The following is a 23,190-nucleotide window of genomic DNA, read 5'->3' on the forward strand; positions in this document are numbered from 1 at the left end:
TGCGGCTTGAGCACCATGACCACCCAGCCCCGACTACGCGAAATCCCCTACAACTACACCTCGTTTTCCGACCGAGAGATCGTCATCCGCCTGCTCGGCGACGAGGTCTGGTCGATGCTCGACGAGCTGCGCGGCGAGCGCCGCACCGGCCGCTCGGCCCGTATGCTGTTCGAGGTGCTGGGTGACATCTGGGTGGTCGAGCGCAACCCCTACTTGGTCGACGACCTGCTCGACAATCCCAAGCGCCTCACCGCGCTGGTCGGCGCGATGCACCACCGTCTGACCGAGGTTGAAAAACGCCGCGAAGGCAACGACAAGGTCGGCGGTATGATCACCGCCGCTCGCCGTGCGGTGGAGCGCTTCGAACAGAGCTTCTCGGAGACCCGTGAACTGCGCGCCAAAATCCTCAAGCGCCTGGGCCGCCACACCCGCAAAGACAATATCCTGTTCGACGGCCTGGCGCGCGTGTCGCACGTCACCGACGCCACCGACTGGCGCGTCGAATACCCGTTTGTGGTGCTGGCGCCGGACACCGAGGCCGAGATCGCGCCGCTGGTGAAGGCCTGTATCGAGCTGGGTCTGACCATGATCCCGCGCGGCGGCGGCACCGGCTACACCGGCGGCGCCGTGCCGCTCGACCGCATGAGCGCGGTGATCAACACCGAGAAGCTCGACCGCCACAACGGCGTCGAGTACATCGAACTGCCCGGTCTCGACGGCAAGCACCCGACCATCCAGTGTGGCGCCGGCGTGGTGACCCGCCGCGTCGAAGAAGCCGCCCATGCGGCCAGCGTGGTGTTCGCGGTCGACCCGACCTCGGCCGACGCCTCCTGTATCGGCGGCAACGTCGCGATGAACGCCGGCGGCAAGAAGGCGCTGTTGTGGGGCACCGCGCTCGACAACCTCGCCAGCTGGAAAATGGTTGACCCGGACGGCAACTGGCTGTTCATCGAGCGCGTCGGCCACAACTTCAGCAAGATCCACGACGTCGACACCGCCACTTTCCGCATCACCAAGCTGGCCGAAGACGGCAAGACCGTGCTCGACACCCGCGAGCTGGCGATCCCGGGCCGCACCTTCCGCAAGGTCGGCCTCGGCAAGGACGTGACCGACAAGTTCCTCGCCGGCCTGCCGGGCGTACAGAAGGAAGGCACCGACGGCATCATCACCTCGGCGCGCTTCGTGCTGCACCGCATGCCCAAGCACACCCGCACCGTGTGCCTGGAATTCTTCGGCACCGTCGCGCAGGCCACCCCGGCCATCGTCGAGATCACCGACTACTTCAAGCCCGGCGGTGCGGGTCTCGCCGCCGGCGTGCAGCTGGCCGGCCTGGAACACCTCGACTGGCGCTATGTGCGTGCGGTCGGTTACGCCACCAAGGCCAAGAGCAAGGGCCGGCCGAAGATGGTGTTGATCGCAGACATCGTGTCGGACGACGAGACCGCGGTCGCCGAAACGGCCAGCCACGTGGTACGCCTGGCCAATGCCCGCTCGGGCGAGGGCTTCATCGCCGTCACCCCCGAAGCGCGCAAGAAATTCTGGCTCGATCGCTCGCGCACCGCGGCGATCGCCAAGCACACCAACGCGTTCAAGATCAACGAAGACGTGGTAATCCCGCTGCCGCGCCTGGGCGACTACTCGGACGGCATCGAACGCATCAACATCGAGCTGTCGATCCAGAACAAACTGGCGCTGTGCCGCGCGCTGGCCGACACCTTCGCCGGCCGCCTGCCCGTGGACAAGCTCGACACCGACCTGCCGTCGGCCGAACTGATCGGCGACCGCCGCGACGCCGCGCTGGCGCTGATCGAGTCGGTACGCGAGCGCTGGCAGTGGCTGCTCGACCACCTCGACACCCCGTTCGGCGAATACGCCGAACGCTACCCGAGCGCTCCGCTCGAAGACGGCGCGCCGGATGCCGCCGACACGCTGTTCATCGCGATGCGCGATTTCAAGCTGCGCGTGTCGTGGAAACGCGAACTACTGGCCGACCTGGAAACCATGTTCGCCGGCAAGACCGACGCGCCGATCATGGCGGCGCTGCGCGCGGTACACCAGCGCGTGCTGCGTGGCCGGGTGTTCGTGGCGCTGCATATGCACGCCGGCGACGGCAACGTGCACACCAACCTGCCGGTCAACTCCGACGACTACGAGATGCTGCAGACCGCCCACCACGCAGTGGCACGCATCATGAAGCTGGCTCGTTCACTCGACGGGGTGATCTCCGGCGAACACGGCATCGGCATCACCAAGCTGGAGTTCCTCACCGAAGAGGAAATGGCGCCGTTCACCGCGTACAAGAAGCAGGTCGACCCGAACGGCCACTTCAACCGCGGCAAGCTCTTGGCCGGTGCCGACCTGTCGCGCGCCTACACGCCGTCGTTCGAGCTGTTGGGCGCCGAATCGCTGATCCTCGAGCAGTCGGACATCGGCCAGATCTCCGACATGGTCAAGGACTGTCTGCGCTGCGGCAAGTGCAAACCGGTGTGCTCGACCCACGTGCCGCGCGCCAACCTGCTCTACAGCCCGCGTAACAAGATTCTCGGCACCGGCTTGCTCACCGAGGCGTTCCTGTACGAGGAACAGACCCGCCGCGGCGTGTCGCTCAAACACTTCGACGAGCTGTCCGACGTGGCCGACCACTGCACGGTGTGTCACCGTTGCGTGAACCCGTGCCCAGTGAAGATCGACTTCGGCGACGTGTCGGTGGCGATGCGCAACTTCCTGCGCAAGACCGGCAACAAGAAGTTCAACCCGGGCACCGCGCTCGGCATGGCCTTCCTGAACGCCAAGGACCCGGCCACGGTGAAGATGCTGCGCAAGGGCATGATCGAATGGGGTTACAAGGCGCAGCGCCTCGGTCACGACGTGGCGAAGAAGCTGAGCCTGTTCCAGGGCCAGACCAAGGCGCCGCCGTCCACTCTTGGCAAGCCGCCGGTCAAGCAGCAGGTGATCCACTTCGTCAACAAGTCGCTGCCGGGCGGGCTGCCGAAGAAGACCGCACGCGCCCTCCTGGACGTCGAGGACGCCAGCATCGTGCCGGTGATCCGCAACCCGAAACTCGCCGACGACGCCGAGGCGGTGTTCTACTTCCCGGGCTGCGGCTCGGAGCGCCTGTTCAGCCAGGTCGGTCTTGCCACCCAGGCGATGCTGTGGCACGCCGGCGTGCAGACCGTGCTGCCGCCGGGCTACCTGTGCTGCGGCTACCCGCAGACCTCGGCCGGCTACGCCGACAAGGGCGAGCAGATCACCACCGAGAACCGCGTGCTGTTCCACCGCGTCGCCAACACGCTGAACTACCTCGACATCAAGACCGTGGTGGTCAGCTGCGGCACCTGCTACGACCAGCTTGCCAAGTACCGCTTCGAGGACATCTTCCCGGGCTGCCGCATCATCGACATCCATGAATTCCTGATGGAAAAGGGCATCAAGCTCGATGGCGTCACCGGTCAGCAGTACATGTACCACGACCCGTGCCACACCCCGATGAAGGCCTATCAGCCGATCAAGGTGGTGAACGAGCTGATGGGTGGCGGGGTGCCGCTGTCCGACCGCTGCTGCGGCGAATCGGGCACCTTCGCGGCCAGCCGTCCGGACATCGCCACCCAGGTGCGATTCCGCAAGCAGGAGGAGATCAACAAGGGCGTGGCCGCGCTGACCAAAGACGCGCCCGCTCAGCAGCCGGTCAAGATCCTGACCAGCTGCCCGTCCTGCCTGCAGGGTCTGTCCCGCTACGACGAGGACACCGGCACCCAGGCCGACTACATCGTGGTCGAGATGGCCAAGCATGTGCTCGGCGACAACTGGCTGCCGGAATACGTCGAGAAGGCGCGCAACGGCGGCATCGAGCGCGTGCTGCTGTAAGCGCCGCTCAACCAAGACGAAGCCCAGTCCGCGGACTGGGCTTTTTTGCGCTCACAGGTCGGCATGGCGGGCCACCGCCACCACCTGCTCCCCCCGCCGAACAGGGTGCGCTTGAGCCAGACATGGTCGTCGGCACGGCTGGCTAAGAGCCGCTAACAAAACTCAGCGAAGCGACCTTGGCCAGGCGTGCGGCCGCAGACAGTATAAGTAGTACGGCAAGGCCGCATAACAACGCCAAGGGGGTTTTGTTAGCGGCTCGAAGTGGACGAGGTCATGGCGCCCAGCAAGCAGGACCAAACATGACCCGCTTCGCCGGCGGCCAGACGCAAAAAAGGGGGGGCTGACGCCTCCCCCGGCCTACCACTCTCCCCTTTGGGGCCCCACAATCGGGATTGTGCCACCACACGTCCCCGTGCCCCATGGCCGGATCAGCTCGATCTGGCCGAGTGGCTGGCGCTGACCGGCCCGGCTACTTGGCTGCCTTGTGATGATGGTGTTTCTTGTGGTGATGCTTCTTGTGATGGTGAGGCGGCTTGCCCGTCTGCGCCTTCTGCGCCGGCGAAGAGGTGGCTTTGTGCTTGAGGTGGCCCTTGTGGATCTTCGGCGACTTGGCAGGCGCCTTGGTCTCGGCCTTCGGAGCCGCTACCTGCGGTGCGGATGTCTCTGCGGCGAAGCTGCCGGCCGCTATCAGGCTGAGCGCGGTGGTCAGGGCGATCAAGAGCTTTTTCATGGACCAACTCCTTGTTGTATGGATCAAACGCTTCTGGAAGGCTTGTGGTGCTTCCTCGAATCCATACTAGGCAGGCCCTGCCCCCCGGGTATGTTGGGCAAATGTGAGCAGATGTAACCGCCTGTACCATGCCCAGTCCCGGTCTCAGCGATGAAAAAAGCCGGCTATGCCGGCTTGTCGATACGAAGAGCAGGGGCTGGCCTAGTTGGCAGCGGCCGGCGTCACATCAATGACGACGGCTCGGATGAACTTCACCTTCAGGAAGTCACCGGCGTTGATCGCCTTTAGGCGCTCTTGCATAGCCGGGCTACGCACCCTCAGCATCTCGACGTTCTGCTTCGCATCCTGGATGGTCACGAGGTTCTTCTCATGATCGACATCGAGCACTTTCACCGAAGCGGTTACCTGATGGCGCACCGCACCCAGCGGCTTCTCGCCTTCGACGGCTCGCACCGTCGTCACCTTCTCGACGATCAATGGACTCAGCGTCTTGGTGCGCTCCAGCGAAACGGCCACCGCGGCAATGGCATTCAAAACGACCTTGTCACCCGGCTTCACCTGGGGAAGGTTTCTCGCCGCCTTGCCCACGGTCAAGACATGCGTCGAGCCGTCGGCCTCGGTCAGCGTCACCATGCGCTTCTTCAGATCGACACTCTTCACCGTCGCCTCGATACGCACGCCACCGCCCACGGCAACGTCCTCACCGGCAGCAGCCGAAGCCTGAGGCGCCTCCGACGTCGCCGCCTGTACCAACGGAACCGCACCGAACACACCAGCCACCAGCAATGCCACTACGTGTTTTTTCATCGTTCGTTCCCTTATCAGTCGCGAGAAGAGGCCGCGCCAACGTCATGCGCCGGCTGCAGCGTCGGGCATCATGCAGACCTGCACTCATCCATCATAGCTCGCCAATGACACCCCCCGGCAAGAAAACAACGACATATAGACAGATATCAAGCAGTGACAAATAACTTGAACATACCCGCTCAGGCCGTGCTGCCTACACTGCGCCAGCGCTGGAACCAGCCCGAGCTCAGCGTGCCGAGCAAGGCGCCGCCGAGGATCAGCAGGATCGCCCAGCCTGCCACCGCATTGAGCTCGCCCTGGCCGCTGGCGACCAGCAGCAGCGTCGACAACAGCGGCGTGGTATACGACAGCGAGCCGATCTGGCGAGGGTCGCCACTCTTCAGTGCCCGGTCCCACAGGAAGAACGCGCCGCCCATCGGTCCCAACCCCAGGCCGATCAGCGCCAACCATTGCGCCATACTCGGGCTGACCGCAGGCTCGAACAGCGCGTGGCACGCCAGCGCCAGCAGGCCGGACAGCAAGCAGAAGCCGCCGACTGCGCCGTTGGGGAAGCTCAACCGGCGCGTCAACAGACTGTACGTGGACCAGACGAAGGCCGCGGCGATCGCCAAGAGATAGCCGGGCAACGCCCCGCCCGACACCGACAGCTTGCCGCCGGTCACAATCAGGCCGGCGCCGACGAAGCCGAGCAGGCCGCCGACGATATGGCGGGGCGCCAGCACCGTGCCCGGCACGATCAGCGGCGACAGCAGCACGATCAACAACGGCCACAGGTAATTGAGCAGGTTCGCCTCCAGCGCCGGCGCATGACGAAAGGCGAAGAACAGCAGGAAATGGTAGCCGAACAGGCCATACAGCCCGACACCGAGCACCTTGGCCGATACCCGCCACTCTCTCAGCCGGTTCAACGACAGCAGGCTGCCGATCACCAGCGCGATGCCGACCACGAAGAACGGCGGCAGGCTGCGCGTCAGCGCGCCGAGCGTGGCAAGCGACGCCCACAGCAGAATCGCGCCGGTGGCAAACAGCATCGGATGGGAGCGCATCGCGGAATTCCTTGGAGTCGAAAAAACAACAGCTTGGCCGAGGGGCCAAGCTGCTTAGCATACTGTATCCAGCTGATCGCTTCCAAGCGGTGCGGACCTCCGGGCGACGAGCTGCTCCGGGGCTTGCCACCGCTAACGCCACGCGCGCCTGACAAGACGCCGCGCGACAACGCCAGTGCGCTATTCCGGCTGCGGAGCCGGCTCGCCCTTCACCCGCGTCACCAGCAGCTGGTCGATCCGATAGTTGTCGATGTCGACCACTTCGAACTTGTAGCCGGCGTACTCGACGCAATCGGTGCGTTTCGGGATCTTCTTCAGCATGTACATCATGAAGCCGGCGATGGTCTCGTAATTCTGGTCGTCTGGCATCTCCTCGATGTCGAGCGCGCGCAGCACGTCCTCGACCGGCGTCACCCCGTCGATCAGCCAGGAGTCGGCATCGCGCTTGACGATCTGCTCCTCGGTGAACGGGTTGACCAGGTCGCCCATCAGCGTGCTCATCACGTCGTTCAACGTGATCACGCCGACCACCAGCGCATACTCGTTCAGGATGATTGCGAAGTCCTCGCGGCTGCCCTTGAAGCGTTCGAGCATCTCCGACTGGGTCAGCGTATCCGGCACCACCAAGAGATTGCGCACCATCTTGCGGTCGCCAAGCGAGATGCTCTGCCCGGTCAGCAGCCGCTTGAGGATGTCTTTCGAGTCGACGTAGCCGACCATCGCATCGATGCTGCCGTCGCAGACCAAGAACTTCGAATGCGGGTGTTCGGCGATCTTCTCCTTGATGCTCGCCTCGCTCTCCTGCAGCGTGAAATAGACGATGCTCTCGCGCTGCGTCATCGCCGATGGCACCGAGCGCGACTCCAGCTCGAACACGTTCTCCAGCAGGTGATGCTCCTGGTGCTGCAGCACGCCGGCCTCGGCGCTGGCGTCCATCATCGCCAGGATATCGGCCGACGTGATCACGTCGCTGCGCACGGTCGGTACCTTGAACAGGCGGAAGATCAGGTTCGCCAGGCCGTTGAACACCCACACCAGCGGCCGGAACAGGCGGATGCAGAACAGCACCGGCGCGACCACCCGCACCGCCAACGCCTCGGGCGCCACCATCGCCAGGCGCTTGGGCATCAGGTCGGCGATCAGGATGAACAACGAGGTCACCAGCAGGAACGAGCACAGGAAGCCGACGCGGTCGGCCAGCGCCGCGTCGTGCAGCCAGGGTTGCAGCGCCGCGGCGAAGTAAGGGGTGAACGCCGCCTCGCCGACGATACCGCCGAGGATGGCCACCGCGTTCAGGCCGATCTGCACCACGGTGAAAAAGTTGCCCGGGTGTGCCTGCAGCTGCAGCACCTTGGCGGCACGCCCGTCGCCGTCGTCGGCCAGCAGTTGCAGCTTGAGCTTGCGGGCCGCCGCAAGCGAGATCTCGGATACTGAGAAAAACGCGCTGGACGCGATCAGGAGGGCGATGACGATGATGTGATTGAACAGACTCATAAATAGTCGAAAACTGAAATGAAACGTCGCGATGGGCGTACCCAGTCTAGCATATGCCCCCGGACCGGCCGCTTGCGCTCGTCATGCAGCGGTGCGCAGTACCGGCTGTGCTAGTATCGTCGCCCTGTGTTGCGCCCGGATGGAGGGTTGAGAATGAACTGCGAACTGTGTGACCGCGACAGCGGCGAAGTGCTGTACCGCGACAACTTCCTGCGGGTGGTGCTGGTGACCAACGAGCCCGACTACCCCGCGTTCTGTCGGGTGATTCTGAACGCCCACGTGAAGGAAATGACCGACCTGTCCGCCGCCGACCGCACACGGCTGATGGCCTGGGTGTTCCGCACCGAGGCAGCGCTGCGCGCGGTACTCAACCCCGACAAGATCAACCTTGCCACGCTCGGCAACGTGGTGCCGCACCTGCACTGGCACGTGATTCCACGCTTCGCCGACGACGCCCACTTCCCCACGCCGATCTGGGCGACGCGCCAGCGCGACGGCGTTGCGCACCGGGTCGAAGCCCTGGCCGAACGGCTACGCGCCGCGCTTGAGTCTTAAGCCGACAGGCTTGCCCAGCGCCCGCCGCCCTTGTAGGCTAATCCATCAGCATGGGAACCGCTCCCAAGCCGGCCAGCATGGCCGGCTCGCAAGCGGCTCCGCCCGGCACCCTCCCCAGGGTGCGCTCCCGCGCGCCGCTCACCGTGGCGTGCCATTCCGATGGAGACGCCATGTACACCACACTAATCAGCGCCGAACAACTCGCCGCCCTGCCGCCGGCGCAGACCGTGATCCTCGACTGCCGCTTCAAGTTGACCGATCCCGGCTGGGGCCAGCAGGTCTACGACGCCGGCCATCTGCCGGGGGCACACTATCTGAATCTCGACTACCACCTGTCCGGCACCAAGACCGGGCAGAACGGTCGCCATCCGCTGCCGGATGGTCAGCGCCTGGCGGTGGTGCTCGGCGCGTTCGGCATTACCCCGTCCACCCAGGTGGTCGCGTACGACGACGCCGGTGGCCTGTACGCGTCGCGCGCTTGGTGGCTGTTGAAATGGCTGGGCCACGATGCGATCGCAGTGCTCGACGGTGGCGTTGCCGCCTGGCAGGCCAATGGCGGCCAGCTCACGGCCGACGCACCGGCCAGCCACCCGACCCGATTCGCGCCGCGTAGCGCGATTTGCGACAGCGTCGACGTCGATGCCGTGCTCGCCAACCTGAGCCAAAACGACTTCCTGGTCGTCGACGCCCGCTCACAGGAGCGCTTCCGCGGCGAGGGCGAGACGATGGACCCGGTCGGCGGCCATATCCCCGGCGCGGCCAACCGCTTCTTCCAAGACAACCTGAGCGGCGACGGCCGCTTCAAGCCAGCCGAACAACTGCGCCAGGAATGGCTGGCGCTGCTCGGCGGTCGCGAGCCGGCCGATGTGGTGCACCAGTGCGGCAGCGGCGTGTCGGCCTGTGTGAACCTGCTGGCAATGGCACACGCAGGCCTCGCCGGCAGCCGGCTCTACCCAGGCTCGTGGAGCGAATGGTGCAGCGACCCTGCTCGCCCGGTGGCACGCTGAGCGCTAAACTTGGCCGGACAACGGTCGATGCAACAAAGCCGGCTTGCGCCGGCTTTTTTCATTGCTACCGGGTGCTAACAACGTCCCGCATAGCTGATCCCAGCTAGACGCCCTTGTCGCAGGCAGTACAAGCAGTACGGCAGGGCATCAACGCTGGGAGTACTTTGTTGGTGGCTAGCCCAGCATCAGCCGCTGCAACAGCTTCTGGCCTGCCGGCCAGCTGTCGAGCCCGCTATCGCTGCCCATGTGGCCGGCCCTGCCGGCGTCGATCAGCGGCACGTCCCAGCCTTCGGCCATCCGCCGGGACTCGGCAAAGTCGCAGAACGGGTCGTCCTGGCTCGCCACCATCAACGTGGGCACCGGCAGGCGCTGCAGGCGCGGTGCCTCGAAGCCGGCGAAGTCGGGCAGTGGTGCATCGTCCGGCAGCTCACCGCTCGCACGCGCCTGCTCGGCACGGATGGGCAGCGCCGGCGGCGCGACCAGCAGCATGCCCTGCACCCGACACTGTTCGGCCAGCGGGGCTGACAGCAGCCACTCGACTGCGGTGTGACAGCCCAGGCTGTGCGCGGCGACCACCACTCGGCCGTCGACTGTGGCGATGGTGTCGGCCAACGCTGCGACCCAGGTATCGCGGCTCGGGTACAGCCAGTCGCGCTGCTCAACCCATGCCGCCAGCGGATAGCCCTTCTCCCAGTGACTCTGCCAGTGCTGCGGCCCGGAATTGCCCCAGCCGGGCACCAGGACCAGCGTAATGTCTTCGTCAAACATCTCAGCTCCAGTCGTAATCGACGGTCAGCGGGGCGTGGTCGGAGAACTTCACGTCCTTGTAGACGCTCGCGTCGCGCGCCTTGGCGGCGATGCCCGGCGTGGTGATGTGGTAGTCGATGCGCCAGCCGACGTCCTTGGCATACGCCTGCCCGCGGTTGCTCCACCAAGTGTAGCCGGGCACTTCCGGGTAGAGCGTGCGCCACACGTCGACCCAGCCGACGCGGTGGAACAGATCGGTCAGCCAGGCGCGTTCCTCGGGCAGGAAGCCGGAGTTCTTCACATTGCCCTTCCAGTTCTTCAGGTCGATTTCCTGGTGGGCGATGTTCCAGTCGCCGCAGATCACGATGTCGCGGCCGGCCTCGAACAGCTCCTCCAGGTGCGGCAGGAACACTTTCATGAAGGCGAACTTCACATCCTGGCGCTCCTCGCTGCTGGAACCGGACGGCAGGTACAGCGAGATCACCGTCAGGTTGCCGAAGTCGGCGCGCAGGTAGCGGCCCTCTGCATCGAACTCGGCGATGCCCAGGCCCTCCTCGATCCGGTCCGGGGTGCGCTTGCTGTACAGGCCGACGCCGCTGTAGCCCTTCTTCTCGGCGTAGTGGAACAGGCCCTGGTAGCCGGCCGGCGCACGCATCCGCTCGGACAGGTCGCCGTCCTGCGCCTTCAGTTCCTGCACGCAGACCACGTCCGCGCCGCTGGCCTCCATCCAGTCGAAGAAGCCTTTGCGATCCGCCGAGCGGATGCCGTTGAGGTTGGCCGAAACGATTCGAAGCATGGGGTCTCCCGTGGTATCCTTGCCGGCGATTTTTTGCCGACCAATCAGATGCTTGTAATAGTCAGAGGAATACGATGAGCGATTTTCGTCAGGATTTTATTCGTTTTGCGCTCGAGAAGCAGGTGCTCAAATTCGGTGAGTTCATCACCAAGTCCAAGCGCAAGTCGCCCTATTTCTTCAACGCCGGCCTGTTCAACGACGGCGAGAGCGTGCTGAAGCTGTCGCAGTTCTACGCCCAGGCGATCAACGCCAGCAATCTGCAGTTCGACATGCTGTTTGGCCCGGCCTACAAGGGCATTATCCTCGCCGCCGCCGCCGGCATGGCGCTGGCCGCAGGCGGCCGCAACCTACCGTTCGCCTACAACCGCAAGGAAGCCAAGGACCACGGCGAGGGCGGCGTGCTGGTCGGTGCCCCCCTGAAGGGACGCGTACTGATCGTCGACGACGTGATGACCGCCGGCACCGCGGTGCGCGAGTCGATCCAGCTGATCCGCGACGCGGGTGCCGAACCGGCCGGCGTAGCGGTCGCGCTCGACCGCATGGAGCGTGGCACCGGCGCGCTGTCGGCGGTGCAGGAAGTCGAGCAGCAGTACGGCCTGCCGGTGATCACCATCGCTACGCTGGAAGACATCCTCGCCTTCCTCGGCGACAGCCCGGAACTGGCCGCCAACCTGGCCGCGGTCGAAGCCTATCGCACCGAATACGGCGTCAAGTAAGCGCTAGCAGCGATACGATCACGGCCCGCCGGCTTACGCCGCGCGGGCCGTTTTGCCATCAGCCGCCGCTTTCCTTACGCTGCCAGGCCGCGTTCAACGCCTGGGTCGCCTGACGCTCCACGCTGTCGGCAGCACTCTTGGCACTCTGCGCGGCGGCTAGGTCGGCAGCGGCCTTCTGTGCCGCCGCCTGCGCGTCAGCGAGTCGCCCATCAGCCAATTTCTTGGCGTCTTCAGCGCTCTTCAGCGTCATCTTGGCGCCGTTGACACGGCTGCTGGCATCCTGAAACGCCATCTGTGCCGACAACAGCTGTTCGTCGGCCGTCTGCGCCAACGCGCCGCCCAGCCACAGGCCGGCCAGCAGCGCCAGGCCAGCTCGGGTTGCAACACCGCTCATGATCACTCCTTGAAATGGGCTCGAAAGACTGTCGACGGACATTATGCCGAGTGTGAGCTAGTTGACTCAATGAGGCCCAAAGCAAAAAACCCCTGCCGTTGGGCAGGGGTTTTTCAAAATTCACGTGGTGGGTCGTGCGGGATTCGAACCTGCGACCAACGGATTAAAAGTCCGCTGCTCTACCAGCTGAGCTAACGACCCGGCAGGCGGTATGGTGGGCTGTGAGTGGCTCGAACACTCGACCTACGGATTAAGAGTCCGCTGCTCTACCAACTGAGCTAACAGCCCATCGTCAAGATGGTGGGTCGTGCGGGATTCGAACCTGCGACCAACGGATTAAAAGTCCGCTGCTCTACCAGCTGAGCTAACGACCCCCAAACTAAAGCCTGGGTTCTCGATGGTGGGTCGTGCGGGATTCGAACCTGCGACCAACGGATTAAAAGTCCGCTGCTCTACCAGCTGAGCTAACGACCCTCGAGAGGCCGCAACTATACAGAGCGGCGGCGCGCTGGGTCAAGCCTTTTTTGTCATGGCCGAAAAATATTCCTATGGCAAAATGACGACCACCGCCCGCGCAACGCGCCGAATTTGCCATCAGCCCCTTGAATTGGTCTCGGCGCCCACCCATGTTAGATAGGATGGCAGGCCGGCCTCGACCGGCAAGGCCAGGATTTCCGGCACCTCGTACGGGTGCAGCTCGACGAGGCGGGCCTCCAGTGCCGGATAGCGTTCCGTCGTCGTCTTGATGATCAGCGGCACCTCGCTCGCACTCTCCAACTGTCCTTGCCAGCGGTACACCGACTGGCACGGTGCCAGGAGATTGACGCAGGCCGCCAGCCCCTCCTCGACCAGCGTGCGGGCCAGCCGCTCGGCGGTCGCCGCGTCGGGGACCGTACACAATACAACTGAAATTTTCATAGTGGCTCCTTCGATGCGTGGATTATTGCTTTTACTGCTGTTGTACCCGTTTGCCGAGATCGCCACGCTGGTGATGCTGGCCGACAAGATCGGCGCCGGCTGGACGCTGCTGTTCGTGATTGCCTCGGCGCTGCTCGGTCTGACGATGCTGCGCAACCAGAAGGTCGGCGCCTTGCTGACGCTCGGTGCGGTGTTCCGCCAGGGCGAGCAGGTGTCGCTGTACAGCCTGCTGTGGCCGTTGCGCTACGTGCTTGCCGGCGTATTCTTCCTGATTCCCGGCTTGATCTCCGACGTGTTGGCGGTGCTCCTCTTGCTGCCGCTGAAAGGCCCGAGCATCACGATGCGCAGCGGACCGGGGGAAACGCACACCGGCGCCGACAGCGATGCCATCGAAGGTGAATATACCCGGGTGGATGAGACCGTCGACCGCAACCGCCATCTGCACTGACCTCTTTCGCCCCGGCCACGCCCAGCCAAGGTGTCGTCCGGGCAATGCCAGGCAGGCCCCCTGCCGTCACAAGGAGATGCTTCATGGATATCGGAATCAACGAGCAAGATCGCGCCGACATCGCCCAGGGCCTGTCTCGCCTCCTAGCCGACAGCTATACGCTCTACCTGAAGACCCATAATTTCCACTGGAACGTCACCGGCCCGATGTTCCGCACCCTGCACCTGATGTTCGAAGAGCAGTACAACGAGCTGGCGCTGGCGGTCGATGCGATCGCCGAGCGCATCCGCGCACTGGGCTTCCCGGCACCGGCCACCTACAGCGAGTTCGCCCGCCTCTCCAGCATTCCCGAAACCGCCGGCGTGCCGAAGGCAGAAGAGATGATCAAGCTCTTGGTCGACGGCCACGAAGCGGTCTGCCGTACCGCCCGCAGCATCTTCCCGGTGGTCGACAAGGCCAGCGACGAGCCGAGCGCGGACCTGCTGACCCAGCGCCTGCAGATCCACGAGAAGACGGCGTGGATGCTGCGCAGCCTGCTGGAAAAATAAACCGATGCCATGACGTGCCAGCCGGGCGACGGGCATGGCATGACAGCCACCCGGATCATGCTAGACTAGCGACGATGACCGGGTTTTTTCATGTCCAACCAAGTATTTAGCTCACATTTCCCGACCCCGTGGCGTCCCCTAGCGGTGATGCTGCTGGCCTCGCTCGCCGTGCACATGCTGTTGCTGGTGATGCGTCCGCTCAGCTGGCAGCCAAGCCTGCCCCCGCCGCCGGCGCGACTCTCCGTGACGCTGGCCTCCCCGATGCCCAAGTCGGCGCCGCCTGCCGAACAGGTCGTACCGCCGGCTGCTGCGGTGCCGCCGCCGGTGATCAGCCATCGTCTCCCTGCCCAGCCATCGCGCAAGGTCCCGGTGCATCATGTCGCACCGCCCAAGCCGGCGCCGAGCCGCCTCGATACACCACCGGCGACACCGAACCTCCCCCGCCCAGCCAGGCACGCGCGTCCCGCCCAGGCCGAGCCAGACAGCCCCGCCCCGACCGGTAGCGGCCATTTCAGCGCACAGAGTCTGCTTGCCCAGGGCCGCAATGCCGCCCGCGCACTCGACGGCTCGGACGACGACAGCGCCACCGACTCCAGCAGCAATGGAGCCCGCCAGTTGCTGGTCTATGGCCGCAGCGCCACCGGTGTCGAGTGGAAGAGCTATGTCGAGGCGTGGCGGCTGAAGATGGAGCGGCTGGGCACACTCAACTACCCGGAGGTTGCGCGTGACCAGGAGGCATCGCTCGAGCTGGCGGTAGTGATCGACAGCAGCGGTGCCTTGCGCTCCGTGAAGCTGCGCCGCGGCTCCGGTCAGCCAGCCATCAATCAGGCGGCGATCGATCTCGTGAAAATGGCTGCGCCGTTCGCACCATTCCCTGCGCAGCTGGCAGCGCGCGCCAATGCGCTGGAAATCGTCCGCCGCTGGAACTTCACCCGCGACAACCGCTTCGCTGGCGGCTAAGCTAGCCGTTTGTTCCGGAGAGATGCCATGTACGAAGTCAACCGCAGCCTCGCGCTGATCAAACCGAAGGCACCGTTCCTGGCCTGGCTGCAGGGGTTGCCAGGCAGCCATGTCGCCGCGCTGCCCCTGGCCGAACTGCAAAAGGGCTGCAACGGCCTGCTGGTACCGCCGGCCGACGATGCCGACGAGGCGCGAGCCTTTGTCATCGAGCAGTACGCCAGCCTGTTCGCCGCCGAACTGGCCGACTGGTGCGAGGACGAGGCGCTGTGGCCAACCCCGCTGACCCCGGCGCTGTTCGCCGAGTGGTTCGACATCGAGATCCACCCGGTGCTGACCGACCTGGTCGACGAGGCGCTGGAGCGCGAAGCCTTCGTGCCGTTCGACCTGCCGGAAGCCTGAAGCGAGATTCCGCCCATGCCCGCCCTCGGCCTCGATCACTACAATCTGCGCGCCCCGCGCGCGCTGCTCGACGAGCTGAGGGCGTTCTACATCGCCGCCGTCGGTCTCGCCGACGGGCCGCGCCCGCCGTTCGCACGCTTCGGCTACTGGCTGTACGCCGGGACCGAGCCGGTGCTGCATCTGACCGAAGCGTCCCCCGATGAGATGCGTATCGTGCATGCCGGCGGCACCTTCGACCACGTCGCGTTTCACGCGACCAACCCGACGGCCATGGCAGCCCAGCTCGATGCGCTCGGCATCGCCTACCAGCAAGCGGTGGTACCGGGCAGCGGCGTGCGCCAGCTGTTCTTCCTCGACCCGGCCGGCAACGGCGTGGAACTGAATTTCGCCGCCCCAACAGAATAAACGCGACCCGGCCAGCCCGGCCGAAGGTCGCGACACCCGCCGGCAGACACTGCGCCGGCCCCATCACGAGAAAGCAAGGGGAAACACATGACTCACAGTACGACGATCAAGGTCCGCGGCTATCACCTCGACCTGTATGGCCACGTCAACAACGCCCGCTACCTGGAGTTCCTCGAGGAAGCACGCTGGAGCTTCTTCGAAGAACGCGGCGACCTGCCGTGGTTCCTGCAGTCGGGCCTGGCGCTGGTGGTGGTCAACATCAATATCGACTACCGGCGCGCGGCGACGATGAACGAGGTGCTGGCGATCGATACCTCGGTAAAGAGCGTCGGCCGACGCAGCGCGGTGATGCACCAGGTGGTGCGCATCGACGGCAGTGACACCGTGGTCGCCGAAGCGGACGTGACCTTTGTCGTGTACGATGGCCAACAACAGAAAGCCGTGCCGCTCGAGGGAACCCTGAAGGAACTTCTCGAAGCGATGCAGGACGAATGATCCACCCCCATGCTTGAACGACTGCGATGAAGAAGGTTTTGTTTGCCCTGATCGGCGTGGCTGTAGCCGCACTGGTCGCGTACACCGTGTTTTTCGACAAGGAGTCGGCCCCCGAGGTCAGCTACACCTCGCTGACCGGTCAGACCGCCAGCACCAGCTCGCTGAAGGGCAAGGTGGTACTGGTCAATTTCTGGGCGACCAGCTGTACCGGCTGCGTGGCCGAGATGGCGAAGCTGAAAGCGACGCACGAGCGCTACGCGCCGCAGGGCTACGAAACCGTGGCGGTGGCGATGAGCTACGACCCGCCCAACTATGTGAAGGCCTTCGTCACCGACAACAAGCTGCCGTTCTTCGTCACCCTCGACACCAACGGCGCCATCGCCAAGGCCTTCGGCGACATCCAGCTCGCGCCGACCACCTTCCTGATCGACAAGCACGGCAAGGTGATCAAGCGCTACGTCGGCGAACCGAACTTCGCCGAGCTGCGCGGCCTGATCGAGCAGGCGCTGAAGGCGTAGGCTGTTCCTGCAAGCAAAAAGCCCCGCATCGCGGTAATGCCGTTCACTTAAGCCGTTCAGTCCGGATTTTAGCTTCGAAGAACGCTTGGAAGTAACAAAAAAGCACCGTTTTTCCACCTTGGTGGGCGGTGCTTTTTCCTTAAGTGAACGGCATTACCGCATCGCGGGGTTTTTTTGTTGCTTCGGCCAATGCCGTCGGTTCAGGCCGGACGGTTCGCGCACACCGGACAGGCCGGGTCGCGGGGTACCTTCATCGCGCGGAACTCGCCCGACAGTGCCTCGTACAGCGTCAACCGCCCCAGGGTCGGCCGTATCCCGGCCAACAGCTTGATCGCCTCGACCGCCTGCAGGCAGCCGACCACGCCAACCAGCGGCGCCAGCACGCCAAAGGTGGCGCACGGCCCGTCGCTGGCCTCGCCCTCGTCCGGGAACAGGCAGTGGTAGCACGGCGACGCCGCGTCGCGCGTGTCGAACACCGCCAGCTGACCGGAGAAGCGCACCGCCGCGCCGGACACCAGCGGCACCCCGGCGGCGACGCAAGCGGCGTTCACCGCGTGGCGGGTGGCGAAGTTGTCGCAGCAGTCGAGCACCACATCGTGCTCGGCCACCCGTTCGGCCAACGCGGCCGCATCGAGCCGCGCCGCCAGCGGCACGATGCGGATGTCCGGGTTCATTGCGCGCATGCGCCGCGCCGCCGACTCGGCCTTGTTGACGCCGAGGCTCGCCATATCGTGCGCGATCTGGCGCTGCAGATTGGTCAGCTCGACCTCGTCGTCGTCGGCGATGGTGATGGTGCCGACGCCGGCACTGGCCAGGTACAGCGCCACCGGCGAGCCGAGCCCGCCCGCGCCGACCACCAGCGCGCGGGCGCCGAGGAGGCGCTGCTGGCCCTCGATATCGATTTCCGGCAGCAGGATATGGCGGCTGTAGCGCAGCAGCGCCTGGTCGTTGAGTTCAGTCATGATTGGGTCTGGAATGAGGAAGCCGGGGCGGGCAGAGGGCAACGGCGACAGGAGAACAATTCTAGTTCAAGACGCCCTGCCGGTATACGCGACAACGCCCGGCCGGCCCCGTGCAAAATGGGGCGGACCGGGCGTGTCATCCCTGCGCGGCTCAGGACGAGGACGGTTCCTCGGCGGTGCGACGCGAGAACTTGATCCCCAGCTGTTTGAGCTTGCGGTACAAGTGCGTCCGCTCCAGGCCGACCTTCAGCGCCACCCGGCTCATATTGCCGTTCTCGAGCGTGATGTGGTACTCGAAATAGCGGCGCTCCAGCTGCTCGCGCAGCTCGCGCAGCGGCAGGTTGAAGTCGAAGCCGGTCTCTTCCACCGGTTTCTCGTGCTTGAACTGCGCCAGCACCTTGCTGACCTCCGGCGCATCGATCGCGTCGGCCTCGGCGGTCAGCGCGATGCTCTTCAGGATGCTCCGAAGCTGCTCGAGGTTGCCCGGCCAGTCGTACTGGCGCAGCGCGTTCAGCGCCGCGGTGGTCAGCTTGCGCGGCGGCACCTGCTTGGACTCGACCAGCTCGGTCAGCAGCTGCTCGGCCAGGTGGATGATGTCCTCGGCGTGCTCGCGCAGCGGCGGGATCGGCACGATCACGCTGGAGAGCGCGGTCAGCAGGCGGTTGTCGCACTCCGGGTCGACCAGCAGCTCCTGCAGCGGGCGGCTGCACGAGCACACCAGCCGCACGTTGAAGCGGTCGAGCTTGGAGAGCAGGAACAGCAGGCCCTGCTGGATGCGGCGCGGATACTGGCCGATCTCGGGCAGGAACAGCACGCCGTTATTGGCTTTCTGCAAGAGCTCCAGCGGCGCGTCGGCGAGCTGCTCGAGCTTGGCCGGCGTCACCCATGGCGTGTTGCCCTGATGGAAGAAACGCGCCACCAGTTCGAAGCCGGACCCCGGCTCGCCGGTCAACAACACCGGCGACTTGACCTTGGACACCCGCTCGAGCTGGCGTTTCAGCTCCTGGATCGGTTCGCTCTTGCCGAGCTTGTCGAGCGACAGTGAGGTGTTGGCCTGCATGTCGCCGTATTTGAGGCCGCGCTGCACCGTCGCCAGCAGTTTCTGCAGCGCGATCGGTTTTTCCAGGAAGTCGAACGCGCCGATGCGGGTCGCCTCGACCGCGGTGTCGATGCTGGCGTGGCCCGACATCATCACCACCGGCATGTTCAGCTGGCCGGACTTCGCCCACTCCTTGAGCAGGGTCACCCCGTCGCAGTCCGGCATCCAGATGTCCAACAGCACCAGCGCCGGGCGGATCTGGTTGCGCAACTGGCGCGCCACCTCGGCGTTTTCGGCCAGAGCGACCGAATAACCCTCGTCCTGCAAAATCTCCGACAGAAGCTCGCGAATGCCGATTTCGTCATCGACAATCAAGATATCGCTGCTACGCATTAAGCCTCCAGCAACGGCAAGGTGATAAGAATGCGCGCGCCATGTGGTTCGGCGTTGCTAAGCGTGATCGCACCGTGATGTTCCTCTATTATTTTTTTCACCACTGCCAAACCGAGACCAGTCCCCTTTGGCTTGTTGGTCACGTAGGGCTCGAAAGCGCGCGGCAGGATGTCGGGGCTGAAACCCGACCCGCTGTCCTCGACGCACAGTTGCGCCTCATGGCCAACCAGACGGCTGCTAATGTGAATCATCGGGATGTCAACGTCAAGGACCGCATCCTGTGCGTTTTGCAACAGATTATGCAGCACTTGGCGCAACAATGCCGCATCGCCCATGATCCGGAGCGGCCCGGCGACGAGGTCGACCCGTAGCGCCGGGTTAGCCTCATACAGCGTCAGCACCTCGCGTATCACCCCGTTCACATCGAGCGGCGACAGCTGTGTGCGCGGCGCGCGGGCGTAGTCGCGGAACGCATCGACCATGCCCTTGAGCGCTCCCACCTGCTTGACGATGGTGTCGGTCGAACGGCGCAGCATGTCGGCATCGGGGCCGGCGAGCTTGTCGGACAGCTTCATCGCCAGACGCTCGGCGGCGAGCTGGATAGGCGTCAGCGGGTTGCGGATCTCATGTGCGAGCCGCTTGGCGACCTCGCCCCACGCGGCGTCGCGCTGGGCGCGCAATAGCTCGGTGATGTCGTCGAACACCACCACATAGCCGCTGCCCGAGCGCTCCGGCAGCGGCGTGCCGCGCGCCAGCAGGATCAGCGATTCTTTCGGCGTCACATAGTCGAACTGTTGCTGCCACTGGCCCTTCTTGGCGCTGGCGGCCTTCTCGCGCACGATGTCGATCAGCGGCGACATGGCCGGCTTCAGCGTCGCCCAGGCGGTAAACGGTTCGGCTACCAGTTCGGAGAAATCGATGCCGAGAATGTGCGCCGCGCTGGTATTGGCCGCACGCAGATGCCAACTGGCGTCGAACGCGATCACCCCGGCGGTCAGGTTGGCGAGGATGCTCTCCAGGTAGAGCTTGGCCGCCTCCTCTTGGCGGCGGTTCTCGTCGGCGCTGTGGCGCGCCTCCTCGAGCTGTTGCGTCATCCGGTTGAACAAGGTCGTCAGCATGCCCAGCTCGTCGCGCCGGTACACCGGGTGACGTTTGGAGAAGTCGCCCTGCGCCACCGCCCGGGTACCGGCGGCCAGCTCCGACAGCGGTGCGGATAGCCGCTCGGACAGGAACAGCGCGAACGCCAGCGCCGCGGTCAGCGCCAACAGGAACGAGAGCAGCAGCGTCAGCATGTAGAAGGTCTTCAGCCCGTCGCGCGAGATCAGGAGCTGACGGTACTCGGAGCGGGCATTCTCGATCAGCGAGGCGTCACGGGCGATGCGGTCGGGCGCGCTCTGGCGCACCGCCAGGATGCGCGGCTGATCGTCGAGCGTGCGATAGCTCGCCAGCACGCGCAGCACCAGGCTGCGGTCGCCCTCGTTCTCTATCGTCTCCAGCGGTCGGCGCAGCGTGACCTGACGGATCGCCTCGCGAGATGGCGGCACCGGGACCGCGGACGCCTGGGCGGCAGCGAAGCCGATCAGCTGGCCGTCACGGCTGAACACCGACACCTCCGACAGGCCAAGCTGTTCGCGCAGTCGCTCCAGCCGCGACGGCAGCAGGCCGTCCGGCGTATCGGACACATCGTCGAGGATCACGCGCGACTTGCGCGACACATCCTCAAGCATCGCATGGAGCGCGTTGCGACCGAGATCCAGGCCGCGGTCGAGCGCGCTCTCCACCCGCACGTCGAACCAGCTTTCGATGCTGCGCGTCAGAAACTGCGCCGAGATAGTGAACACCAGCACGCCGGGCATCAATGCCACCAGCGCGAACATCACGGTGAGCTTCTGCGTCAGCTTGGCGCCGAACTCGCGCTGCTTCAGGCGGCGGCGCAGCCTGAGCAACTGGCGGGCGATCACGCCGACCAGGCCGGTCAACAAGAGCGCGTTCAGGCCGAACACCCACCAGTAATATTCGGCCAACTTCGAGGTATTACCGGTGGACAGCGCCAACAGGTAGAGCAGGATGGTGCCGAGCGTGGCGACGGCGAGGATGACCTGGCGCATCAGCCGGCTCCGGCCGGGTGCGCCGGCAATATGGTCAGGTCGGCCCATCCCGAGGACAGCGCCCAGTCGGACGAGCCGAGCGCGTTGAACTGGAACGGCTTGGGCAGCTCGCCGAAGTCGAGCATCAGCCTCACCCGGCCGGCGACGTCGCCGGGCTTCAGGCCATCGAGCGTGCCCGAATCGAGCACCCGCCAACCGGTGATCGCACCGGTGGCGTTGAGCGCCTCGTTCAGCGTTGCGTAGTGATTGGCGAGGCTGCCGATCGAGACGCGATAGCGATTGGTCAGGCTGTGGTAACTGAGCTTGAAGTCGATCGAAGCGGTCGGATCGAACCAGCTGCCGAGTTTCAGCCGGTAGGCAGTGAGGCGTGGACGGGTCAGCTCGAACTCGAGCCGGAAATTCAACACCACGCCCTGCGCAAGCGCCTGAGACAGGGTGGCAGGCAGGCGCAGCCCGAAGCGGGTGCTCAGCGACAGCTGACCGTCGCTGGTCATCTCGGCCTCGGCGCGGCGCACCTCGATCGACTCGGCACGGCTAATCAGCGGCACCAACGCCAGCCCGACCAGCAGGACGAGCAGGTTAATGCTTTTCAAGCAGCGCGTAATAAAAGCCGTCATGACGATCGCATGGCAATAGCTGCTCATCGCCGGAACAGGTCGCATCGGGATGACGGACCAGGAAGGCATCGAGCTGCTTACGGTTCTCTTCAGGGAAAATCGAACAGGTAGCGTAAAGCATTTTGCCGCCCGAAGCGAGCAAGGGCCACAGCGCGTCGAGCATTGCCGCCTGTTGACGCGCCAGTTCGGCGAAGTCGCCGGGGCGGCGCAGCCACTTGATGTCCGGATGGCGACGCACCACGCCGCTGGCCGAACACGGCACATCGGCGAGGATGCGGTCGAATGGCACGCCGTCCCACCAGGTCTCCGGCTTGGCCGCGTCACCCTGGCGCACGTCGGCGCTCAGGCCAATGCGGGACAGGTTGTCGCTGACCCGTTCTAGCCGCGCCGCATCGACGTCGAGCGCAGTCAGGCTCACGTCGGCACTCTCGAGGATGTGGCCGGTCTTGCCGCCCGGCGCTGCGCAGGCGTCGAGCACGCGCTGGCCATCGGCAAGATCGAGGCGGCGGGCCGCCTGCTGCGCGCCCCAGTCCTGCACCGACACCTTCCCCTCGGCAAAGCCCGGCAGCTCGCGCACATTGCAGGGCTTGGCGAGCAGCACCGCGCTGTCGTCGAGCGCCTCGGCGACGATGCCCTGTTCGGCCAAGCTGGCGATATAGCCGGCGGCATTGTCGTGGCGGCGGTTGACGCGCAAGGTCATCGGCGGATGCGCGTTGCTCGCCGCGATCACCGACTGCCAATCGTTCGGATAGGCAGCCTTCAGCCGGTCTACCCACCAGCGCGGGTGGTTGCTGGCGGCTTCCGCATCGCGCGCCGCGGCGGCGGCGAGCTCGCTCTGCTGGCGCTGGAAGTTGCGCAGCACGCCGTTGACCAGGCTCTTGAACTTGCCGCGCGCCAGCTTCTCCGCCTCGCGCACCGCATTGTCGACCACTGCGTACGGTGCGGCGCGGGTGTGCGCCAGCTGGTACAGCGCCACCAAGAGCAGCCGCTCGATTGCCGGCTCGGGCAGCGGTCGCGGCACGAGCTTGCGCAGCCAGAATTTCAGCTCGGCCAGATGCCGCACGCTGCCGTAGGCGATGTCCTGCAACGCGCCGCGGTTGCTCGGCGACAAGTCGCCTGCGCGGCGAAAGGCGGCGTCGAGCGCCTCGGTCAGGGTGCGCCCCTCGTCGATGCGGCCGAGGATGTCGGCGGCCAACGACTGAATGCTTGCCATGGAAAGTCTCG

At 65.2% G+C, this 23,190-nt stretch carries 24 protein-coding genes and 4 tRNA genes; 11 read left to right on the forward strand and 17 right to left on the reverse strand.

Going from position 1 to position 23,190, the window contains the following annotated elements:
* The first annotated feature begins 15 nt into the window (after window positions 1-15).
* Window positions 16-3,864 (forward strand): DUF3683 domain-containing protein, encoded by a 3,849-nt coding sequence (locus tag QU481_RS12580; RefSeq protein ID WP_289830367.1) that lies wholly within the window; start codon window positions 16-18, stop codon window positions 3,862-3,864.
* A gap of 469 nt (window positions 3,865-4,333) precedes the next feature.
* On the opposite strand, the gene QU481_RS12585 is transcribed toward QU481_RS12580, so the two are convergent.
* The 4 genes from QU481_RS12585 to paeA all read right to left on the reverse strand — a co-directional run bounded on the left by QU481_RS12585 (window position 4,334) and on the right by paeA (window position 7,941).
* Window positions 4,334-4,594 carry a hypothetical protein gene (locus QU481_RS12585; protein ID WP_289830368.1) on the reverse strand — a complete coding sequence of 87 codons (261 nt, stop codon included), beginning with the start codon at window positions 4,592-4,594 and terminating at the stop codon, window positions 4,334-4,336.
* Between the two features lie 201 nt (window positions 4,595-4,795).
* Window positions 4,796-5,401, reverse strand: coding sequence for a hypothetical protein (locus QU481_RS12590; RefSeq protein ID WP_289830369.1), 606 nt, complete (start codon window positions 5,399-5,401; stop codon window positions 4,796-4,798).
* A 179-nt stretch (window positions 5,402-5,580) separates the two neighbouring features.
* A complete protein-coding gene (locus tag QU481_RS12595) occupies window positions 5,581-6,447 on the reverse strand; it encodes a DMT family transporter (RefSeq protein ID WP_289830370.1) in 867 nt (288 codons plus the stop codon).
* Between the two features lie 180 nt (window positions 6,448-6,627).
* Window positions 6,628-7,941: a polyamine export protein PaeA gene (gene paeA / locus QU481_RS12600; RefSeq protein WP_289830371.1), complete on the reverse strand. Its 1,314-nt coding sequence runs from the start codon at window positions 7,939-7,941 to the stop codon at window positions 6,628-6,630.
* A gap of 153 nt (window positions 7,942-8,094) precedes the next feature.
* On the opposite strand from paeA, the gene QU481_RS12605 reads away from it, so the two are divergent.
* Both QU481_RS12605 and QU481_RS12610 read left to right on the forward strand, forming a co-directional pair.
* Window positions 8,095-8,496 (forward strand): HIT family protein, encoded by a 402-nt coding sequence (locus QU481_RS12605; protein WP_289830372.1) that lies wholly within the window; start codon window positions 8,095-8,097, stop codon window positions 8,494-8,496.
* A 170-nt stretch (window positions 8,497-8,666) separates the two neighbouring features.
* On the forward strand, window positions 8,667-9,503 hold the full coding sequence (locus tag QU481_RS12610) for a sulfurtransferase (protein ID WP_289830374.1): 837 nt from the start codon (window positions 8,667-8,669) through the stop codon (window positions 9,501-9,503).
* Window positions 9,504-9,677: 174 nt separating this feature from the next.
* Here the strand turns inward: QU481_RS12610 and QU481_RS12615 are convergent, their stop codons facing one another.
* Together QU481_RS12615 and QU481_RS12620 are read right to left on the reverse strand one after the other, a co-directional pair.
* Window positions 9,678-10,271: an alpha/beta hydrolase gene (locus QU481_RS12615; protein ID WP_289830375.1), complete on the reverse strand. Its 594-nt coding sequence runs from the start codon at window positions 10,269-10,271 to the stop codon at window positions 9,678-9,680.
* A 1-nt stretch (window position 10,272) separates the two neighbouring features.
* Entirely contained in the window at window positions 10,273-11,046 is a 774-nt protein-coding gene (locus tag QU481_RS12620; protein WP_289830376.1) for an exodeoxyribonuclease III, read from the reverse strand.
* 74 nt (window positions 11,047-11,120) lie between these two features.
* On the opposite strand from QU481_RS12620, the gene pyrE reads away from it, so the two are divergent.
* The gene (gene pyrE, locus QU481_RS12625) at window positions 11,121-11,762 is read left to right on the forward strand and encodes an orotate phosphoribosyltransferase (RefSeq protein WP_289830377.1); all 642 of its coding nucleotides are present in this window, start codon (window positions 11,121-11,123) and stop codon (window positions 11,760-11,762) included.
* Between the two features lie 58 nt (window positions 11,763-11,820).
* Here pyrE and QU481_RS12630 read toward each other — a convergent pair whose 3' ends face one another.
* The 6 genes from QU481_RS12630 to cutA form a co-directional block, all read right to left on the reverse strand.
* A complete protein-coding gene (locus QU481_RS12630; RefSeq protein ID WP_289830378.1) occupies window positions 11,821-12,156 on the reverse strand; it encodes a hypothetical protein in 336 nt (111 codons plus the stop codon).
* A gap of 125 nt (window positions 12,157-12,281) precedes the next feature.
* Window positions 12,282-12,357, reverse strand: a tRNA-Lys gene (locus QU481_RS12635).
* Between the two features lie 11 nt (window positions 12,358-12,368).
* Window positions 12,369-12,444: transfer RNA gene (locus QU481_RS12640), tRNA-Lys, on the reverse strand.
* A gap of 10 nt (window positions 12,445-12,454) precedes the next feature.
* Window positions 12,455-12,530: transfer RNA gene (locus QU481_RS12645), tRNA-Lys, on the reverse strand.
* 24 nt (window positions 12,531-12,554) lie between these two features.
* Window positions 12,555-12,630: transfer RNA gene (locus tag QU481_RS12650), tRNA-Lys, on the reverse strand.
* A 120-nt stretch (window positions 12,631-12,750) separates the two neighbouring features.
* Entirely contained in the window at window positions 12,751-13,074 is a 324-nt protein-coding gene (cutA, locus tag QU481_RS12655; protein WP_289830379.1) for a divalent-cation tolerance protein CutA, read from the reverse strand.
* Window positions 13,075-13,087: 13 nt separating this feature from the next.
* Here cutA and QU481_RS12660 point away from each other — a divergent pair, with 13 nt between their 5' ends.
* From QU481_RS12660 to QU481_RS12690, 7 genes are all read left to right on the forward strand, one after another.
* On the forward strand, window positions 13,088-13,522 hold the full coding sequence (locus QU481_RS12660; protein ID WP_289830380.1) for an FxsA family protein: 435 nt from the start codon (window positions 13,088-13,090) through the stop codon (window positions 13,520-13,522).
* An 83-nt stretch (window positions 13,523-13,605) separates the two neighbouring features.
* Window positions 13,606-14,070: a Dps family protein gene (locus QU481_RS12665; protein ID WP_289830381.1), complete on the forward strand. Its 465-nt coding sequence runs from the start codon at window positions 13,606-13,608 to the stop codon at window positions 14,068-14,070.
* A gap of 90 nt (window positions 14,071-14,160) precedes the next feature.
* On the forward strand, window positions 14,161-15,030 hold the full coding sequence (locus QU481_RS12670; protein WP_289830382.1) for a TonB family protein: 870 nt from the start codon (window positions 14,161-14,163) through the stop codon (window positions 15,028-15,030).
* A gap of 27 nt (window positions 15,031-15,057) precedes the next feature.
* Window positions 15,058-15,429, forward strand: a complete 372-nt coding sequence (locus QU481_RS12675) for a VacJ (RefSeq protein WP_289830383.1) — start codon at window positions 15,058-15,060, stop codon at window positions 15,427-15,429.
* A 15-nt stretch (window positions 15,430-15,444) separates the two neighbouring features.
* The gene (locus QU481_RS12680) at window positions 15,445-15,834 is read left to right on the forward strand and encodes a VOC family protein (RefSeq protein ID WP_289830384.1); all 390 of its coding nucleotides are present in this window, start codon (window positions 15,445-15,447) and stop codon (window positions 15,832-15,834) included.
* A gap of 87 nt (window positions 15,835-15,921) precedes the next feature.
* Window positions 15,922-16,329, forward strand: coding sequence for an acyl-CoA thioesterase (locus tag QU481_RS12685; RefSeq protein WP_289830385.1), 408 nt, complete (start codon window positions 15,922-15,924; stop codon window positions 16,327-16,329).
* A 26-nt stretch (window positions 16,330-16,355) separates the two neighbouring features.
* Window positions 16,356-16,847 (forward strand): TlpA family protein disulfide reductase, encoded by a 492-nt coding sequence (locus tag QU481_RS12690; protein ID WP_289830386.1) that lies wholly within the window; start codon window positions 16,356-16,358, stop codon window positions 16,845-16,847.
* Between the two features lie 200 nt (window positions 16,848-17,047).
* On the opposite strand, the gene QU481_RS12695 is transcribed toward QU481_RS12690, so the two are convergent.
* The 5 genes from QU481_RS12695 to rsmB form a co-directional block, all read right to left on the reverse strand.
* The gene (locus QU481_RS12695; protein ID WP_289830387.1) at window positions 17,048-17,809 is read right to left on the reverse strand and encodes a HesA/MoeB/ThiF family protein; all 762 of its coding nucleotides are present in this window, start codon (window positions 17,807-17,809) and stop codon (window positions 17,048-17,050) included.
* Window positions 17,810-17,960: 151 nt separating this feature from the next.
* On the reverse strand, window positions 17,961-19,241 hold the full coding sequence (locus QU481_RS12700) for a sigma-54-dependent transcriptional regulator (protein WP_289830388.1): 1,281 nt from the start codon (window positions 19,239-19,241) through the stop codon (window positions 17,961-17,963).
* On the reverse strand, window positions 19,241-21,349 hold the full coding sequence (locus QU481_RS12705) for a sensor histidine kinase (protein WP_289830389.1): 2,109 nt from the start codon (window positions 21,347-21,349) through the stop codon (window positions 19,241-19,243). Before QU481_RS12705 ends, QU481_RS12700 begins: the two co-directional genes overlap by 1 nt.
* Window positions 21,349-21,966 carry a DUF4390 domain-containing protein gene (locus QU481_RS12710; RefSeq protein ID WP_289830390.1) on the reverse strand — a complete coding sequence of 206 codons (618 nt, stop codon included), beginning with the start codon at window positions 21,964-21,966 and terminating at the stop codon, window positions 21,349-21,351. The genes QU481_RS12705 and QU481_RS12710 overlap by 1 nt, the downstream gene beginning before the upstream one ends.
* Complete coding sequence (gene rsmB / locus QU481_RS12715) at window positions 21,929-23,179, reverse strand: 16S rRNA (cytosine(967)-C(5))-methyltransferase RsmB (RefSeq protein WP_289830391.1); 1,251 nt, start codon at window positions 23,177-23,179, stop codon at window positions 21,929-21,931. Before rsmB ends, QU481_RS12710 begins: the two co-directional genes overlap by 38 nt.
* Between the last annotated feature and the right edge of the window lie 11 nt (window positions 23,180-23,190).

The sequence above is a fragment of the Crenobacter oryzisoli genome, assembly GCF_030385785.1.
Taxonomy (GTDB): domain Bacteria; phylum Pseudomonadota; class Gammaproteobacteria; order Burkholderiales; family Chromobacteriaceae; genus Crenobacter_A; species Crenobacter_A oryzisoli.

Excerpts from the sequence above, each read along its gene's own strand:
- QU481_RS12705 (WP_289830389.1), bottom strand. The coding sequence starts at position 21,349 with ATGCGCCAGGTCATCCTCGCCGTCGCCACGCTCGGCACCATCCTGCTC.
- QU481_RS12690 (WP_289830386.1), top strand. The coding sequence starts at position 16,356 with ATGAAGAAGGTTTTGTTTGCCCTGATCGGCGTGGCTGTAGCCGCACTG.
- cutA (WP_289830379.1), bottom strand. The coding sequence starts at position 13,074 with ATGAAAATTTCAGTTGTATTGTGTACGGTCCCCGACGCGGCGACCGCC.
- QU481_RS12695 (WP_289830387.1), bottom strand. The coding sequence starts at position 17,809 with ATGACTGAACTCAACGACCAGGCGCTGCTGCGCTACAGCCGCCATATC.
- paeA (WP_289830371.1), bottom strand. The coding sequence starts at position 7,941 with ATGAGTCTGTTCAATCACATCATCGTCATCGCCCTCCTGATCGCGTCC.
- QU481_RS12580 (WP_289830367.1), top strand. The coding sequence starts at position 16 with ATGACCACCCAGCCCCGACTACGCGAAATCCCCTACAACTACACCTCG.
- QU481_RS12670 (WP_289830382.1), top strand. The coding sequence starts at position 14,161 with ATGTCCAACCAAGTATTTAGCTCACATTTCCCGACCCCGTGGCGTCCC.
- QU481_RS12675 (WP_289830383.1), top strand. The coding sequence starts at position 15,058 with ATGTACGAAGTCAACCGCAGCCTCGCGCTGATCAAACCGAAGGCACCG.
- QU481_RS12620 (WP_289830376.1), bottom strand. The coding sequence starts at position 11,046 with ATGCTTCGAATCGTTTCGGCCAACCTCAACGGCATCCGCTCGGCGGAT.
- QU481_RS12610 (WP_289830374.1), top strand. The coding sequence starts at position 8,667 with ATGTACACCACACTAATCAGCGCCGAACAACTCGCCGCCCTGCCGCCG.
- QU481_RS12700 (WP_289830388.1), bottom strand. The coding sequence starts at position 19,241 with ATGCGTAGCAGCGATATCTTGATTGTCGATGACGAAATCGGCATTCGC.
- QU481_RS12680 (WP_289830384.1), top strand. The coding sequence starts at position 15,445 with ATGCCCGCCCTCGGCCTCGATCACTACAATCTGCGCGCCCCGCGCGCG.
- QU481_RS12590 (WP_289830369.1), bottom strand. The coding sequence starts at position 5,401 with ATGAAAAAACACGTAGTGGCATTGCTGGTGGCTGGTGTGTTCGGTGCG.
- pyrE (WP_289830377.1), top strand. The coding sequence starts at position 11,121 with ATGAGCGATTTTCGTCAGGATTTTATTCGTTTTGCGCTCGAGAAGCAG.
- QU481_RS12660 (WP_289830380.1), top strand. The coding sequence starts at position 13,088 with ATGCGTGGATTATTGCTTTTACTGCTGTTGTACCCGTTTGCCGAGATC.
- QU481_RS12665 (WP_289830381.1), top strand. The coding sequence starts at position 13,606 with ATGGATATCGGAATCAACGAGCAAGATCGCGCCGACATCGCCCAGGGC.
- QU481_RS12710 (WP_289830390.1), bottom strand. The coding sequence starts at position 21,966 with ATGACGGCTTTTATTACGCGCTGCTTGAAAAGCATTAACCTGCTCGTC.
- rsmB (WP_289830391.1), bottom strand. The coding sequence starts at position 23,179 with ATGGCAAGCATTCAGTCGTTGGCCGCCGACATCCTCGGCCGCATCGAC.
- QU481_RS12595 (WP_289830370.1), bottom strand. The coding sequence starts at position 6,447 with ATGCGCTCCCATCCGATGCTGTTTGCCACCGGCGCGATTCTGCTGTGG.
- QU481_RS12685 (WP_289830385.1), top strand. The coding sequence starts at position 15,922 with ATGACTCACAGTACGACGATCAAGGTCCGCGGCTATCACCTCGACCTG.
- QU481_RS12630 (WP_289830378.1), bottom strand. The coding sequence starts at position 12,156 with ATGAGCGGTGTTGCAACCCGAGCTGGCCTGGCGCTGCTGGCCGGCCTG.
- QU481_RS12585 (WP_289830368.1), bottom strand. The coding sequence starts at position 4,594 with ATGAAAAAGCTCTTGATCGCCCTGACCACCGCGCTCAGCCTGATAGCG.
- QU481_RS12615 (WP_289830375.1), bottom strand. The coding sequence starts at position 10,271 with ATGTTTGACGAAGACATTACGCTGGTCCTGGTGCCCGGCTGGGGCAAT.
- QU481_RS12605 (WP_289830372.1), top strand. The coding sequence starts at position 8,095 with ATGAACTGCGAACTGTGTGACCGCGACAGCGGCGAAGTGCTGTACCGC.